This is a genomic window from Nostoc sp., assembly GCF_036919675.1.
Classification (GTDB): Bacteria; Cyanobacteriota; Cyanobacteriia; order Cyanobacteriales; family Nostocaceae; genus Nostoc.
On record NZ_JBALCP010000082.1, the window covers coordinates 46,068 to 61,243 of the forward strand.

The 15,176-nt window shown below is 42.2% G+C and carries 13 protein-coding genes; 11 read left to right on the forward strand and 2 right to left on the reverse strand.

What is annotated here, in order from left to right; genetic code table 11:
• Nucleotides 1-46: 46 nt before the first annotated feature.
• From V7K49_RS18275 to recG, 7 genes are all read left to right on the forward strand, one after another.
• Nucleotides 47-775, forward strand: coding sequence for a Uma2 family endonuclease (locus V7K49_RS18275; protein ID WP_335206741.1), 729 nt, complete (start codon nt 47-49; stop codon nt 773-775).
• A 21-nt stretch (nt 776-796) separates the two neighbouring features.
• Nucleotides 797-958, forward strand: a complete 162-nt coding sequence (locus tag V7K49_RS18280; RefSeq protein ID WP_335206743.1) for a hypothetical protein — start codon at nt 797-799, stop codon at nt 956-958.
• A gap of 174 nt (nt 959-1,132) precedes the next feature.
• On the forward strand, nt 1,133-1,300 hold the full coding sequence (locus V7K49_RS18285; protein ID WP_334874788.1) for a hypothetical protein: 168 nt from the start codon (nt 1,133-1,135) through the stop codon (nt 1,298-1,300).
• Nucleotides 1,301-1,754: 454 nt separating this feature from the next.
• Nucleotides 1,755-2,549 carry a 30S ribosomal protein S2 gene (gene rpsB, locus V7K49_RS18290; protein ID WP_334874790.1) on the forward strand — a complete coding sequence of 265 codons (795 nt, stop codon included), beginning with the start codon at nt 1,755-1,757 and terminating at the stop codon, nt 2,547-2,549.
• 227 nt (nt 2,550-2,776) lie between these two features.
• Nucleotides 2,777-3,721: a translation elongation factor Ts gene (tsf, locus tag V7K49_RS18295; protein WP_334874791.1), complete on the forward strand. Its 945-nt coding sequence runs from the start codon at nt 2,777-2,779 to the stop codon at nt 3,719-3,721.
• Between the two features lie 265 nt (nt 3,722-3,986).
• Complete coding sequence (locus V7K49_RS18300) at nt 3,987-4,856, forward strand: hypothetical protein (protein WP_335206745.1); 870 nt, start codon at nt 3,987-3,989, stop codon at nt 4,854-4,856.
• 84 nt (nt 4,857-4,940) lie between these two features.
• A complete protein-coding gene (recG, locus tag V7K49_RS18305; protein ID WP_335206746.1) occupies nt 4,941-7,484 on the forward strand; it encodes an ATP-dependent DNA helicase RecG in 2,544 nt (847 codons plus the stop codon).
• 238 nt (nt 7,485-7,722) lie between these two features.
• Here the strand turns inward: recG and V7K49_RS18310 are convergent, their stop codons facing one another.
• Nucleotides 7,723-8,298 carry a hypothetical protein gene (locus tag V7K49_RS18310; RefSeq protein WP_335206747.1) on the reverse strand — a complete coding sequence of 192 codons (576 nt, stop codon included), beginning with the start codon at nt 8,296-8,298 and terminating at the stop codon, nt 7,723-7,725.
• Nucleotides 8,299-8,642: 344 nt separating this feature from the next.
• On the opposite strand from V7K49_RS18310, the gene V7K49_RS18315 reads away from it, so the two are divergent.
• On the forward strand, nt 8,643-9,881 hold the full coding sequence (locus V7K49_RS18315) for a tetratricopeptide repeat protein (protein WP_442948675.1): 1,239 nt from the start codon (nt 8,643-8,645) through the stop codon (nt 9,879-9,881).
• Between the two features lie 232 nt (nt 9,882-10,113).
• Here the strand turns inward: V7K49_RS18315 and V7K49_RS18320 are convergent, their stop codons facing one another.
• Nucleotides 10,114-11,079, reverse strand: a complete 966-nt coding sequence (locus V7K49_RS18320; RefSeq protein WP_335206748.1) for a glycosyltransferase family 2 protein — start codon at nt 11,077-11,079, stop codon at nt 10,114-10,116.
• Nucleotides 11,080-11,594: 515 nt separating this feature from the next.
• Between V7K49_RS18320 and V7K49_RS18325 the strand changes: the two genes are divergently transcribed.
• The 3 genes from V7K49_RS18325 to V7K49_RS18335 all read left to right on the forward strand — a co-directional run bounded on the left by V7K49_RS18325 (nt 11,595) and on the right by V7K49_RS18335 (nt 15,125).
• Entirely contained in the window at nt 11,595-12,581 is a 987-nt protein-coding gene (locus tag V7K49_RS18325; protein WP_335206750.1) for a cation diffusion facilitator family transporter, read from the forward strand.
• A 149-nt stretch (nt 12,582-12,730) separates the two neighbouring features.
• Nucleotides 12,731-12,967: a hypothetical protein gene (locus tag V7K49_RS18330; protein WP_334874803.1), complete on the forward strand. Its 237-nt coding sequence runs from the start codon at nt 12,731-12,733 to the stop codon at nt 12,965-12,967.
• Nucleotides 12,968-13,175: 208 nt separating this feature from the next.
• Nucleotides 13,176-15,125 (forward strand): alkaline phosphatase, encoded by a 1,950-nt coding sequence (locus tag V7K49_RS18335; RefSeq protein WP_335206751.1) that lies wholly within the window; start codon nt 13,176-13,178, stop codon nt 15,123-15,125.
• Nucleotides 15,126-15,176 lie beyond the last annotated feature (51 nt).

Consider the following 15,176-nt stretch of genomic DNA (forward strand, 5'->3'; position numbering starts at 1 on the left):
AGGCAGACTTGCTCTACAATAATCTCGTAGCACTGATTTTACAACCATGACGGCTACTCTAAGAGTTGATATCGAATCAGAAATCTTCTATCCCAGTGCTGATGGTCAACCAGTGGCAGAAACCTACGACCACCTTTATGCCTTGCTAACTACTTTGGAAGTACTGAAACAGTATCTGGCAGCTCATCAGGCAACAGTATTGGGAAATCAATTTCTTTATTATGCACAGGGTTTTCCTAAGTTGCGCCTAGCCCCAAATGTGATGGTGATTTTTGATGTTGCACCCGGCGGTCGGGACAACTACAAAATGTGGGAAGAGGGTCAAGTACCCACAGTTATTTTTGAAATGACATCTTTTGGTACTAAGGGACAAGACGAAATCTTCAAAAAGACCCTCTATGAGCAGCTAGGTGTCAAGGAATACTGGCTATTTGACCCTAAAGGTGAGTGGGTAGAACAACAGCTACGTGGCTATCGCCTGCGGGGAGAAATCTACGAACCTATACAAGATGGACGCAGTGAACCGTTACAACTGCGTTTGGTGGTTGAGGAAAGGCTAATTGGGTTTTATCGAGAGGATACAGGGGAAAAATTACTGATCCCTGATGAACTGGTACAGGCTTTACGGCAGGAAGTTTTAGCAAGGCAGCAAGCAGAAGAACTGGCAGAACAGGAACGCCAACGAGCAGAACAGGAACGCCAACGAGCAGAACAGGCAGAATTGCAGATAGAACAGTTAAAGGCAAGGTTACGTTCCCTCAATGCCTCAATGTAGACCCCGATACTATTGAGTAACATGCAAGGTGTAATTCTAGAAATTGCTTTAACTACGCCCATCGTAGACATCGCACCAAAGACACCAATGAGTGACCGTGAAATTGAAAAATTGTTACAAACAAGTAAACAATTTGTTACCTATATTTTTGCCACATTTATTACCTTAGACAGAATAGAATAGATGGGTGTCCACCGCGTTTCAATCTCGCAAGTCTCAACAGTAGTGATTTGATTTAAAAGACTGTTTTATAAAATCATTCGCAAGAGGTTAGCGTTTTATTTCCAGCTTCCACTAGAAAGTCCAAAATCAATGGTAGAGTCAAGAATTTACCTTTAAATACTGAGGTATTAAATTATGCAAGAAATTGAAAGATTCTTTGGCAACTTGTTCAGTAGCGTAATCAACCGCTTTAAGTATTCTGCGATGGACACTGCTGAACGGAAAATGAGAGAAACTATCGACGAGCAGATCGAACAACGGCGACAAAAACCCAAACCTAAGGATCAAGAAGACCGCGAGTAGATAGGTCTTTTGGGGTAGTTTAAAACTAGTCAGTTAAACACTAGTACATCACGGCGTAAATGCAGCTACCATCTCAATTAACAAGATTTGGGACAAAATCCCTTCTTTAAAGGTAGGCAAACTGACGCCATGTACTAGGGTGTAGCTCACCTGGCTTAAAACGCGTAACTTCAGCTTTTTTTACTGAGTATTTATTACTATAAAAAATGGGAGATCGCTGTTGAAGGCGTTTAAAACAGCAATATTTTTAGCCCTATCACTACAAGCATAGCGCTTCCCTATTGTTGAGTGGGCAGCGCTATTTTCTCGCCCTTATTTTTCAACAAACTACAACTCTTCCGAATATGCTAACCTAGTATGGTTAACTAATCTCGCACATCTGAGAATTCGGGTGTTTCCCTGTTGGGAAATGCACTTGGATGGAGGTTTAACCCGAATCGGAGTTAGAAAATATATGCCAGTAGTTTCATTGGCTCAGATGATGGAGTCAGGGGTTCACTTTGGGCATCAGACCCGGCGTTGGAACCCAAAAATGTCTCCTTACATTTACACTTCCCGCAATGGTGTACATATTATCGACTTGGTGCAGACTGCCCAGTTGATGGAAAATGCTTATGCGTACATGCGATCGCACGCTGAACAAGGGAAGAAATTTCTTTTTGTTGGCACCAAGCGCCAAGCAGCTGGAATTATTGCCCAAGAGGCCAGCCGTTGTGGTTCCCACTACATTAACCAACGCTGGTTGGGCGGAATGTTGACTAATTGGGCAACCATCAAAACACGGGTAGACCGTCTGAAAGATTTAGAACGCCGTGAGGAAACTGGCGCACTAGATTTATTACCGAAAAAAGAAGCATCAATGCTACGTCGGGAAATGACGAAGCTTCAGAAATACTTGGGCGGCATTAAAACAATGCGGAAAGTGCCCGATATCGTTGTAATCGTAGACCAACGGCGGGAATATAACGCAGTTCAAGAGTGCCAAAAGCTGAATATTCCGATTGTGTCCATGCTGGATACAAACTGTGACCCAGATGTAGTAGATATCCCCATCCCAGCAAACGACGATGCTATCAGGTCAATTAAGCTGATAGTCGGAAAATTGGCGGATGCCATTTATGAAGGTCGTCATGGTCAGCTGGATGCTGAAGAGGATTACGAAGATTACGAAGGTGGTGAGTATGACGAAGACTACGAAGAAAGCGAATATACTGACGCCGTAATTCCCGAGGAGGAAGCAGAGGAATAAGTAAAGCAGGGGTGAAGTAAGTGGACAAGGGAGGGCGGTGGATTGCAGAGTAGCAGCAAGCCGCCCTAGCCTGCGGCAAATCATAGGCAAAGGTGGAGGCAAAAAACTCATGCCTCATACATACCTTTGTACTTGATTATTTTTTCTTCCCCAGCCCTGAGTAAGATAGAAATACTCAACACCCGTGAGCGATTACAAATCGAGGTCAAGTTAGGAATTGAGACAACATGGCGGAAATATCTGCAAAACTCGTCCAAGAGCTACGCCAAAAAACTGGTGCCGGCATGATGGACTGCAAAAATGCGCTGAAAGAGACTGATGGCAACATAGAAGAAGCCGTAGACTGGCTACGGAAAAAGGGCATCTCTACGGCGGGAAAAAAAAGTGATCGCGTTGCGGCAGAAGGTCTAGTAGACACTTACATTCAGCCCGGAGGTAGAGTGGGTGTACTCATAGAAGTCAACTGCCAAACCGACTTTGTTGCTCGTAACGAGGCTTTTAAAGCTTTAGTTAAGAACCTAGCAAAGCAAGCAGCGACTGCTAATAGTGTTGAGTCTTTGTTAGCTCAACCCTATATTGATAATGAAAGTGGGACTGTAGAAGAATTCATCAAGCAAACTATTGCCACGCTCGGTGAAAACATCCAAGTGCGTCGCTTTAATAATTTTGCTTTAGCAGAAGGCACGCAAGGGATAGTAGACAGCTATATTCACACTGGCGGTCGAGTTGGTGTATTGGTAGAGTTGGGTTCCCAAACTGAGTCAGCGGCTACTAATCAAGAGTTCCAAACCTTGGCACGGAACACTGCTATGCAAGTTGCAGCTTGTCCAAATGTCGAGTATGTGAGCGTAGACCAAATCCCTAGCGAAATTGCCCAAAAGGAAAAAAACATTGAAATGGGCAAGGATGATTTGGCGAACAAGCCAGATAACATCAAAGAAAAGATTGTTCAGGGACGGATTGAAAAACGCTTGAAAGAATTGGCTTTGCTCGATCAGCCTTACATTCGTGATCAAAGTATTTCCGTGGAAGACTTGGTGAAGCAAGTGAAGGCGCAATTAGGCGAAGAGATTCAAGTGACTCGCTTTGTCCGCTATATACTGGGCGAAGGCATTGAAAAGCAAGAAAGTAACTTTGCTGATGAAGTCGCTGCACAAATTGGCAGCAAGTAATAATTAGTTAGGAGAGACGCGATTAATCGCGTCTGTACAGAAGTTAGGAGTTAATAGAAAGTTAGCTTCATAATTCGTCACTCATAATTCTTAACTCCTAACCTATTTAAGGACAGGTCAAGCAAATTGCCTGACCTGTATTTTATTAGTAGAGACGCGAAATATCGCATTTAATTTAAAATCTAAAATCCTCTGGAAAGTTATCCTCAAATAAATTCGTACATTTGTACTATGTAAGAGTTCACATGGGCAACAACGAAAAGATATGGCAAGAGCAATCGAGCGAATTGAACGGGATATTGCAGCATTGAAAGAAGCGATTCGGGCGATCGCAACAGAACTACAAAGCGCTTATGCTAGTTATCTAAACACCTTAGGGCTAGCTGTACGAAAACAGTTGATTCTGGCGAGTTACCACCTTTGTACCCAAGGGTATCCCGAAAGCTTTCTGCATTTGTCATTGAATCAGCGTCAACAATTGCAACAAGCCATCCGCAAGTTGGGTCAACTGGCATCTGAGCAATTACTCACTTGTATTAAAAGTGAGGAAGTAGGGGAAGATGGAACAGATGGAACAGATGGAACAGATGGAACAGATGAGGGAGATGGACAAGATGGGGGAGTAACATCCTCATCTCCTGTGATGCTGGACACATCTACTCCTGAACCTCTCACCCTCGACACCTCTAATCCTATTGAACTGGCAAAATGGCAACATAACTTAGAAGAGGTCACGCAAGAGATACTGAAAAAACTTTCGCATGATGCTAATCTTTTATTACAAAAAGCTGGGGTATTACCCAAAAAATTACCAGAACCGATTTTAGCGGCTGCGGCTGCGGCTGCATCAGAAGCCTCTGCCGAGGTTATGCCAGGGCCACCCAACTTATTAAACTTAGTAATTGAAATTGAAAATGAGCAGCAGTCAGAAGATTCTGAACTGGCGCAAATCATGGCTATTAACCTGCGGCTAGGGGAAATTGAATTTGCTGATGTGACACTCTCCTCTGAGCGCAGGCAAATCCGCAGTATTTTAGTTCAGATCAACAAGCTAGGACGAGAGTATCAAAAAAAACATCGAGAAAGAGCAATCGCTGAAGCTGAAGCTGCATGGCGTGCTAGTTGGTTTGAATAAAGTTATGAGTTATGAATTATGAATTATGAGTTATGAGTAATTTATTCCTAACTCCTCACTCCTAACTCCTCACTCTGCTGACCAATGACTAATGAAAAACCAGATTGGATACGATTGCACAAAGCCTTGGCAATAGAAGCTGAACATGGCTTTACAGACTTGGTGGGCAGACAGTACCGCTTCAGTGAATTTCTTAGCCTGACTTTGGGCAAATTCCCAACAGGCTTGCCCCAAACTGAACGCCGCCGTTGGCAAGGACTAGCGGTACAATTTGCTAGTTATCCACATCTAGCACTGGAAGAAAGACAACACTTAGTAGCAGATACTCGCAGGTATCTCTCCCAACTACAGCAGGGGGAGCAGGGGGAGCAGAGGAGCAGCACTTCGGCTACGCTCAGTGACCGGGGAGCAGGGGAGCAGGGGAAAAAAATCCAAAATCGTTCGACTGAGCGTTCGCGTAGCGTCTCGGAGAGAAGCCGAAGTCCAAAATCTCCAATTGTTGCTGAGGTGAGTCGGAGGCTTGCACCAAAAATTGAGCAAAAACTCAGTGATTTACCAGAAATAGGCTTCAAAAAAGCTGATAATTTGGCACGGCTTGGTTTACACACTGTCCGCGACTTGCTTTTCTACTATCCTCGTGACCACATTGATTATGCGCGTCAGGTGAATATCCGCGAGTTACAGGCGGGTGAGACGGTGACAATAGTGGCTACTGTGAAGCGTTGCAACTGCTTTACTAGCCCTAAGAATCAGAAATTATCAATTTTAGAACTGATCGTAAAAGATAACAGCGGTCAAATCAAAATTGGTCGTTTTTACGCAGGTACGCGCTTTAGCAGTCGGGCTTGGCAAGAAAGTTTAAAACGTCGTTATTCAGTAGGTAGTATTCTGGCGGCGTGTGGGTTGGTGAAAGAAAGTAAATACGGCTTGACACTGGATAATCCAGAACTAGAGGTTTTGGCAAATCCAGGAGATTCGATTGAGTCGCTGAATATTGGGCGGGTGGTGCCAATTTATGGACTGACTGAGGGTGTGGTGGCAAATACAGTGCGACAAGCAGTAATTGCTGCTTTACCCGCTGCAACTCACCTGAAAGACCCTCTGCCAAGTGGTTTGCGACAGAAGTATGGTTTGATGGAATTGAAAGATGCGATCGCTAACATTCATTTTCCCAGTGATAGCGCCGCCCTACAAGTTGCCCGTCGCCGCCTAGTCTTTGATGAATTTTTCTACCTACAACTTGGTTTACTGCAACGTCAGCAACAAGCAAGGGCGATTCAAACCAGCGCCATCCTTGTCCCACGAGGTCAACTTGTGGAGAAATTCCACGAAATACTGCCTTTTCAACTTACTGGCGCACAGCAACGAGTTCTCAACGACATTCTCAACGATTTACAAAAACCTGTGCCAATGAATCGTCTGGTGCAAGGCGATGTTGGTTCTGGTAAAACGGTTGTCGCCGTGCTGGCTATCCTCGCAGCAATTCAATCTGGCTACCAAGCGGCGCTGATGGCTCCCACAGAAGTTTTGGCAGAACAACATTATCGCAAGTTAGTTAGCTGGTTTAACCTGCTACATTTACCAGTGGAATTATTGACAGGTTCTACTAAAACTGCTAAACGAAGACAAATACATTCTCAGTTAGGCACTGGTGAATTGCCTCTGTTAGTGGGAACTCATGCCTTAATTCAAGACCCAGTAAACTTCCAGCAATTGGGGTTAGTGGTGATAGATGAACAGCATCGTTTTGGGGTAGAACAACGGGCGCGTTTACAGCAAAAAGGCGAGCAACCACATGTGTTAACTATGACAGCTACCCCGATTCCCCGAACACTGGCACTGACGATACACGGGGATTTGGATGTGAGCCAAATTGATGAGTTACCACCAGGACGACAAAAGATTCAGACAACAGTATTGTCAGGTCAGCAACGCAACCATGCTTACGACCTCATCCGCCGAGAAATTGCCCAAGGTAGACAAGTTTACGTGGTTTTGCCGTTAGTGGAAGAATCAGAAAAACTGGATTTGCGATCGGCTGTGGAGGAGCATCAAAAGTTACAAGAAAGCGTTTTTCCCGACTTTCAAGTTGGGTTGCTACACGGTCGCATGAGTTCAGCCGATAAGGACGAAGCAATAACCAAATTCCGTGATAACCAAACACAGGTTCTAGTTTCTACTACCGTTATTGAGGTTGGTGTAGACGTACCTAATGCTACAGTAATGCTCATTGAAAATGCAGAGCGATTTGGCTTATCACAACTGCACCAACTGCGGGGGCGTGTCGGTCGGGGCGCGGCTCAGTCCTACTGTCTGCTGATGAGCAGTTCTAGAAGTCCTGATGCTCAACAACGCTTGAAGGTGTTGGAACAATCTCAGGATGGCTTTTTCATATCTGAAATGGATATGCGTTTTCGTGGGCCTGGGCAAGTACTGGGAACTCGGCAATCGGGAGTGCCAGATTTTACCCTAGCGAGTTTGGTTGAGGATGAGGAAGTTTTACTTTTGGCACGGCAAGCAGCGGAGAAAATTATAGAGATGGATGTTACTTTAGAGCGTTGGTATTTGATGAAGGAAGAGTTGAAATATCGGTATGAGCGGTTGATGGGTGGGGCGATTTTGACTTAATTTATCTTGTCTTGATGATCAACAGCTACTAGATATAGATGGCACTACAGTTTCTGATAGCTGGGACGATCGCAGAAGTGAAACGGTAATTCGCAAGTTGGAGCAGGAATACAATTTGCAATCGGTGCAACCAAGTTAGGAAAAAGAATAAGCACAATCCAACTACTGGCGAACGTAGGCACATTGCTAGAAGTGGAGAGGAAAGCGTTAGGATCAAACTTCAGCGATCGCTCCAAATTCACAGACAGTAACGTGTGAAGAATTCTTTCAACTCTGTCTTACCGTCTTGAGTAAAGGGATTATAAAACACCTCATCGCTATTACCCTGACTCCAAAAACGCAAAATTCTAGGGTAGTCGGCATAACGAACGTAAATTAGAGGGGTTTTTGTAGAAGCGATCATATTAAATTTGGTGTGATCGCGCCTTTGAGTATCTTCCAGGTCATGCCAGGGAGACTGACATTCCAACATTAGACAAGCTTTACGGCAGTGTTCACCCAAGTTAGGGTTCATCACAATGATGTCTACCCTAGAGTTAACCCAGAATTGCCACAAGGTTTTGTCTTCTAAGTAAACCGCTTCCCGTTTAGGGCAGGCTATTTGCAAAGGAAATTCGGCGAAGTACCAGTAGTTTTCGCCCAAAATACCACGCACCAATTCCATGATAGACAGGGCGTAACCACTTATCAGTTCTCCTCGCTCAAAGTCGGCAGTGAACAAATGCGTATCTCCACCAAAGAATTCAGATTGGTGAAAATCTGCTTGGTTGGATCTTACATAGCTAGTGTAGACTGCGTTGTAATGATCGGTCATTTAACTTTCTCCAGATTCGTTTATTTATATGTTTACAACCTATCTGGAAAACCCTAACCAAGTCTCCACACAAGCGTGGGCAATTTTGTGGGTAATTTTGTGGGTAGTCTATCACCCCAAGAAATTGATAACCTTGAGCGAGTCAATAAAAACATATTTAACTAATGCTAAACTTTGCAACTAACTTAAACGAGGAGTTCTTAGAGGTTTCCCAGTGGTACGATTGGTAACAATTTCGATTAGACCTACTGGCAGGCAATAGTGGCGATGGATTAAGCCCTCAAGAAGAACGATGTTTACGAGCTATTGCTCTCGATTTAGATCGGAGGCAAATAGCTAAAAAGTTGACTATTCAGCCCCGCACTGTGAGTGACTATTTAAGGAAGCCATACGAGCTGATTAAAATCCTCTTCGCCATAGAAGGCAAGATGACGGAGAGAAAAGCTCGTCGTCTAATCCTGAGCAAGTACAAGAAATCAACACTAAGCAGTTCTACTTCTGTGCAGCAATTTAAAGCTGATTATGAAATTAATGAAGATGAAAGTTTAGAAGATATAAGCTCAACCAACGAGTATGCTTGGCAGACACTTGATGAAGTTCAACCGTATATTGATAATTTTCACAAGCTCTGTGAAGCAGAAGATTATACGGAAGCTTTTTACACAATTTTTGACACTGATAATTACGAAAATTGTGTTTATAAATTCTTGAGTTTGCATGGCTACCTAAACATTGTAATTTTTATTTATGAGCGATTGATAGAATCTTGGATTCCACGAAAAGGCGAAAAATGGGAATTTATAACTACACTTGCTTGTTTAGGTGATGCTCATGATCGGATGGGAAATCACGAAATAGCCATTGGACATTATCAAAATTGCTTGGAAATTGCTGAGGAAATTGATGATATAGATAACATTGCTGGTTCTCTTGTAAATTTGGGTCTCGCCTATTTTTCTTTAGAAAACTATGAAGAAGCACTTGACTATAGCCGACTTGGTTTAGAAATCGCTAGAAAAATTGGAAACAGGGAGTTTGAGGCTCACGCATTAAATAACTTAGGCATGATTTACAGTGATCTTGAAGAGTACCAATTAGCTATTGATTATTATCATTTTTCGTTAGAAGTTAAATCAAAGCTTAATGATCCTCAAGGAGCAGCAGGGTCATTAATTAATATAGGCAACACATACCGCCAGCTAGAAAAGTATGAACAAGCTATTTCTTACCTTCAACACGGAATAGAAGCTGCTCACCATAGTCATCATAATGAATTTGAAGCTAATGGCTGGTTTAATTTAGCATTGGCTCTAAAGTCTCTACACCATTATTCAGATGCTATTTCTGCTTATGAAGAAGCTTTTAATCTGTATCAGCAAATGGAGATGATTGAAAATGCAAAAGATTGTAGAAAAGCGATTACCCAGATGACCAAAGGTATTAAAGACGACATTGGTGATTTCATAGAGAATGGCTGCAATACAGATGATTTTAAGAACGTTGATTTAAAAAACGATTTCGATGCAGAAACCAGGGATAAATTGGACGATGAGGTATATGATGACTTTGATAATAAGGAGTGAAGACGTGGTCTATAAAGAAATAGCTCCCAATTCCGTCTCTATATTGGGTGAAGTCTTGCTGTGAGCATCACCCAAGGAGCGTTGGCAAGGCGATCGTGCATGGTTTGCTCATCTTTTGCTTTAGTTAATATCTTTGTACTTGAATTGTTGATATCATAGGCTTTGCTTTCCCATTTTTGGTAAATAAGACTGACGATAATTGTTCTTAATTATGCCCAAATGAAATCCAAAATCACGATACTTGCTGCATTTCGGCATAGGCTTGATAAACACCCTTCACGTTGTACCAGTTAAGAAAAATTCGGGCAATTTCTAAAGCCAGTTGAGGTTTACCTAAATCAATTAACCATTGCAAAAATGGAGCCATTGTCCGTTCATTAAGTGCGCCATTGAGTGACAGAATTCCCCAAAGTAAGCGATGCAGCCAAGTCATTTGAATCATCATTCGCACTTCCCATGTGGGATGCTTTTGATAAAACAAAACTCCCATACGTCCACGTTGAATTTCTTGGTCAATCAATCGGGGAATTTGCTCTAATTTAAATGGTGGATGCCAATGATAGCCGACGGCTTCTGGACATTTAATTAGTGTCAAACCTAGTTTTTTCAGCCTCACACCTAGTTCTAAATCTTCCCAGCCATAGAGTTGGAAACTGGTATCAAAAAGTCCCGCTTTCTCTAGCCAATGTTTGGGAATTGCCACATTTCCGGTAGCAAAAAAAGCTGCTGAAAAATCTGTAACCTTGTAGGATTCAGCAGTTGGGTTATCGAAATTACAAGTATTAATAACTGCACCGTAAGTGAAAAAGCGATCGCTCCTCAATTTCTCCTGTCCCTGCATTAGTGCATCTGCGTGAGCTTGCAAGAAATTATCCAGCACTACTAAATCACTATCAATAAAGATAATTGTATCTCCCAGCGCCTGTTCTACACCCAAATTCCGAGCCGCAGCTGGGCCAGCATGGTCTTGCTGAAACCATCGCACATGGGGAAACTCCTCTTTGTGTTCTGCCAACCACTCCAATGTGCCATCAGTAGAACCATCATCCACTAAGACAATCTCGTAACCAGAAACTGCACTTGGCTGACTCAACTCCTGCATCTCCAACGCACGGAGGCACTTTTCTAAAATCGGTTGGCGATTATAAGTCGGTATCACAACGCTGAAAAACACATTCTCACCCACAACACTACTCATCTCCAGGATAGGACAGATGGAGCGCTGACACTGTTCCTTAGCTGATTCTGGTCACGAAAACAGTAAGGGTTAATTATTAGTTAATTAATACATAAGTGGATAGGTGTAAATAAATATAATATGGACTGTCATTTAACGTAAACATTACCATTCCTTAAATTAACCAGGATAAATTTTATATAGTCTTAAATATATTCTAGTGTTCAAAAATTAGTGCATTTAATATTATGTATCTCTAGAATAAAAAGTTAGTGAGTAATTTGCCGAAATATATCTATAACTCCAATTTTAATTTGGAAAATATTCTGAAGAATGAAAAGCACATTTTATTAAGGTTTTATCTAAAGTATTGTTTATAAATCAGAAGTTTGATAGGAAACAAAAATCTTTAATCACAGCCTATTTGAGGATAATTTGTGAGGATGTAGCATTCTAAATTAAAAACAGACTCATCACAAATCTTGAGGTGGATATTTTTCAGGCTAATAATGTAGATTTAAAGGGTTTTTTGGGTAATGCTTTCACTTCGATGGGATGAATGTAGATGCGAAAATACTTCTACGAAAGTGGTTAAAAGTCAGCAGAAAGCCAAAATATTATGGATAACATTAGGTTTACTTGTTTGTTTTTTTGTTGCTGAGTGGAGTGTAGGTTTGTGGAGTAAAAGTTTATCTCTAGAAGCAGATGCCGGACATATGTTCTCCGATATTACAGCCTTGCTAATATCACTATTTGCAAGTTTTTTAGCACGGCAACCAGCTAAGAGTCAGGCAACATTCGGACATCAACGAATCGAAGTTTTAGCAGCTTTGTTAAATGGATTAGGTTTGCTGGCGATCGCTAGTTTTATTACTTGGGAAGCTATTGGGCGCTGGCAACATCCAACAACAATTTTGGGCTTACCAATGCTAGGAATTGCAGTATTAGGTTTAATAGTCAATTTACTCAATATTACTTTGCTTCATCCCCACACTCACGACGACTTAAACCTCCGGGGGGCTTTGCTTCATGTCATTGCAGATACTGTTAGTTCTGTTGGTGTCATTCTAGCTGCTTTAGCAGTTTATCTTTGGGATTGGTGGTGGGCAGATATCATTATTAGTTTAGTAGTTGCAACTTTTACTGCTTTAAGTGCTTTACCGTTAGTTCAAGAAAGCTTGAAAATTTTTTTGGAGTATGCACCTGAATCAATTGATCCAGATGAAGTGGAAATATGTCTCAAATCTTTTCCTGGTGTTGCTCAAGTAGAAAAACTTCATATCTGGGCAATTAGCTTAAATCAGATAATGCTTTGCGCTGATTTGACAGTTCAATGTACAACAGCCCAAGAACGCGATCGCTTACTCAATAAATTACAAACTCATCTGCAAAAAACTTTTAACATCACTGAAGTAACTTTGCAGCTAACTAGCTGTAAATACCCTTCAAAAATACCCATTCATCCTTTTTTCAACCAAGATATAGCGTTAATGTTATCGGCAAATCAAACACATTCATCCTGAAGCAATGGCTAAAAATATATCAAATAAATAAGTTTTTATGCTTCCTTATAATTCAGATTTAAACATGATGCTTATTGACGGTTTTTTAATTGTCAAAGCATAGCTATTGTCTAACAAGCATAACTTATTTACTAGGAGGTTTGCTAATCATGACTTTAATTCAAAAATCAAAAATCGTTTCAGTAATCAAACAGTACAAACGTGCATTGGCTTGGTTCATATCTGGTTTAGTTGTGGCAATCCTGCTGTTCTTGGGAACATTGATTCAACAACCAGCTACTGCCTCTAACCAGAGTCATGTCACAACTTCTACTCAACCAGATGTGAGTGCTACCCACTCAAACTTTGAGAATAATCATCTTGAACCCAATTTTTATCAGTATTAGGACTTACGCATACTCTACGAATTCTTCTTTACGAGATGCTCTGCGTACCTCTACGGGGAAGCAAGCTACACATAGTGTCTCCAAAGTTGACGATAGCCTGCGGCAAGCCACTACGTGTCTACGATAAATTAAGCTTTTTGGGAGTTTTTGCGTAAGCTTTAAGTATTAACCGCTACTAACTGCTCAATCAATCTGAAGGCATACTGCAATGATTTCATTTTTAGGAAAGTATAGACGCTTCCTAGCTTTGACTATGGCTGGCTTTTTCTGTACCGTTCTGCTGATGTTGGGTAATTCTGTTTTTCAGCCGACTATGGCCGCTGGTAATGGAATTAACGTGATTATCATGATTGGCGATGGCATGGGTTGGAACATGGCACGGGCCGCAGCCCTTGCTAAAGGCGCTCCCTTTTACACCAGTGGGAAAGGCTCTGGTCTGAGCTTTCAAAATTTGACTGGATATGGATTAGTGACCACTTATGGCACAACGATTCAGGGCAATACACCAGCTAAACCAATAAATCAACCCCACCTCACAAGTAACTCTGGCTTAGATGGGTCTAATCCACTTACAGCTGCAAGTCTTGTTCGTCCGAACTTCTCATTCCAGCCTACTCCTTTTAATCCTGGCGATCGCGCTGATGGTAATAGCCTTTCACCTGGCAACTTGACAGGTTATGAAACAAGTAAAGGAGGCCCCGTTCCCTGGATTCCTTTAACTCCTACTACTTCTGGTGGATATGACAAAGAGTACATCAAGCACAGTTATCCTGACTCTGCTAACACCGCTACCACTCTTTATACAGGTGTAAAGAGCTATAACAACGCGATGGGAGTAGACATTTACGAGAAGAGATTGAAAACCATCCTGGAAATTGCCAAAGAAAAAGGTAAGTCTACAGGTCTAGTAACATCTGTACCTGTTAGCCATGCAACGCCTGGTGCTGCTGCCTCTTTCGTCAATCGTCGTAGCAAGTACGACAGTATTTATGACCCCACCAAGACCAACCAAGACAGCATTTTGCAGCAAACATTGCTAAACTTTCAGCCCAATGTTTTGTTGGGTGGTGGTCATCCCTTGGACTTTAGCAATACAACCAATACAGGGCCAGTTTTTAACTACACGTATATCACACAAGACACCTACGAGTATCTGAAGGCTAACCCTACGTCCAATCGTTATGGCTATAACTTTTTGGAACGTGGCCCGAATGCAACTAAGGCACTGTTAGACACGGCAACCAAAATCGACCCAAATAAAGGAGGTAAATTATTTGGTCTATACGGTGCCCGTGGACAAGATGGCAATATTCCTACCAGTTCCTCTAAAGGTGACTACAGCACCACAGGTCTGGGTAACTTTACACTCTATAGCTCTGTTGTTAAAACTGTAACTCCCTGTCCATCAGGTCAAATCATTCCTGGTACTGCTGGGGACTGTGTTCCTGTCATTGATGCAGCAGGCAACCCGATTGCTCCCAATGCTCCTGCACCTGATACTGTGCGTCCTCTGGCTGCCGGTGAAACCGATGCTAGCTTCATTACCAGAGAGATTAACGAAAATCCAACTTTGGCTGATCTGAGCAAAGCAGCTCTTAAAGTTTTAGGTAAGGACAAAGATGGCTTCTGGCTAATGATTGAGGGAGGTGATATCGACTGGGGTGCTCATGACAACAACATGGATAACCTGATTGGTACTATGAATGATTTTGACAAAGCAGTTCAAGAGGTTATTACCTGGATCAACAATCATGGTGGTTGGAGCAAGAACCTGCTACTCGTTACTGCTGACCATGACCACTATTTGACTCTGAATAATGACTTTGTATCAAAGCTGACTCCTAATCCTAACCCAAATCAGTCTAAGGGCTTGAAGTATAACGCCAAGGACATCACTTTCAACAAGCATAATTCTAAAGATGCTGGTCACTTTTGGGGGTCTGATCCGAATTATAAGTACCTCTGGGGTAGTCACAGCCGAAGGATTGTACCTGTTTACTACCAAGGTGCTTATGCATCAGTTCTGACTAAATACCTGGGAAAAGAAGTTAGGTTCAAAGATAGTTCTAATACTACTTACAGTGCGCCCGGTGTCCGAGGAGTAGTTGATCAAAGCCATATCTTTAAGGCAATGAAAACTGCGCTGACGAGTCAGTGAATTTAATCCACTGCTTCACTGAACATTGATTGAAAAGCATGGTGTTACAGA

Coding starts and splice junctions, on each gene's coding strand:
- V7K49_RS18275 (WP_335206741.1), top strand. CDS start 47: ATGACGGCTACTCTAAGAGTTGATATCGAATCAGAAATCTTCTATCCC.
- V7K49_RS18310 (WP_335206747.1), bottom strand. CDS start 8,298: ATGACCGATCATTACAACGCAGTCTACACTAGCTATGTAAGATCCAAC.
- V7K49_RS18285 (WP_334874788.1), top strand. CDS start 1,133: ATGCAAGAAATTGAAAGATTCTTTGGCAACTTGTTCAGTAGCGTAATC.
- rpsB (WP_334874790.1), top strand. CDS start 1,755: ATGCCAGTAGTTTCATTGGCTCAGATGATGGAGTCAGGGGTTCACTTT.
- V7K49_RS18280 (WP_335206743.1), top strand. CDS start 797: ATGCAAGGTGTAATTCTAGAAATTGCTTTAACTACGCCCATCGTAGAC.
- V7K49_RS18320 (WP_335206748.1), bottom strand. CDS start 11,079: ATGAGTAGTGTTGTGGGTGAGAATGTGTTTTTCAGCGTTGTGATACCG.
- V7K49_RS18325 (WP_335206750.1), top strand. CDS start 11,595: ATGCTTTCACTTCGATGGGATGAATGTAGATGCGAAAATACTTCTACG.
- tsf (WP_334874791.1), top strand. CDS start 2,777: ATGGCGGAAATATCTGCAAAACTCGTCCAAGAGCTACGCCAAAAAACT.
- V7K49_RS18335 (WP_335206751.1), top strand. CDS start 13,176: ATGATTTCATTTTTAGGAAAGTATAGACGCTTCCTAGCTTTGACTATG.
- V7K49_RS18330 (WP_334874803.1), top strand. CDS start 12,731: ATGACTTTAATTCAAAAATCAAAAATCGTTTCAGTAATCAAACAGTAC.
- V7K49_RS18300 (WP_335206745.1), top strand. CDS start 3,987: ATGGCAAGAGCAATCGAGCGAATTGAACGGGATATTGCAGCATTGAAA.
- recG (WP_335206746.1), top strand. CDS start 4,941: ATGACTAATGAAAAACCAGATTGGATACGATTGCACAAAGCCTTGGCA.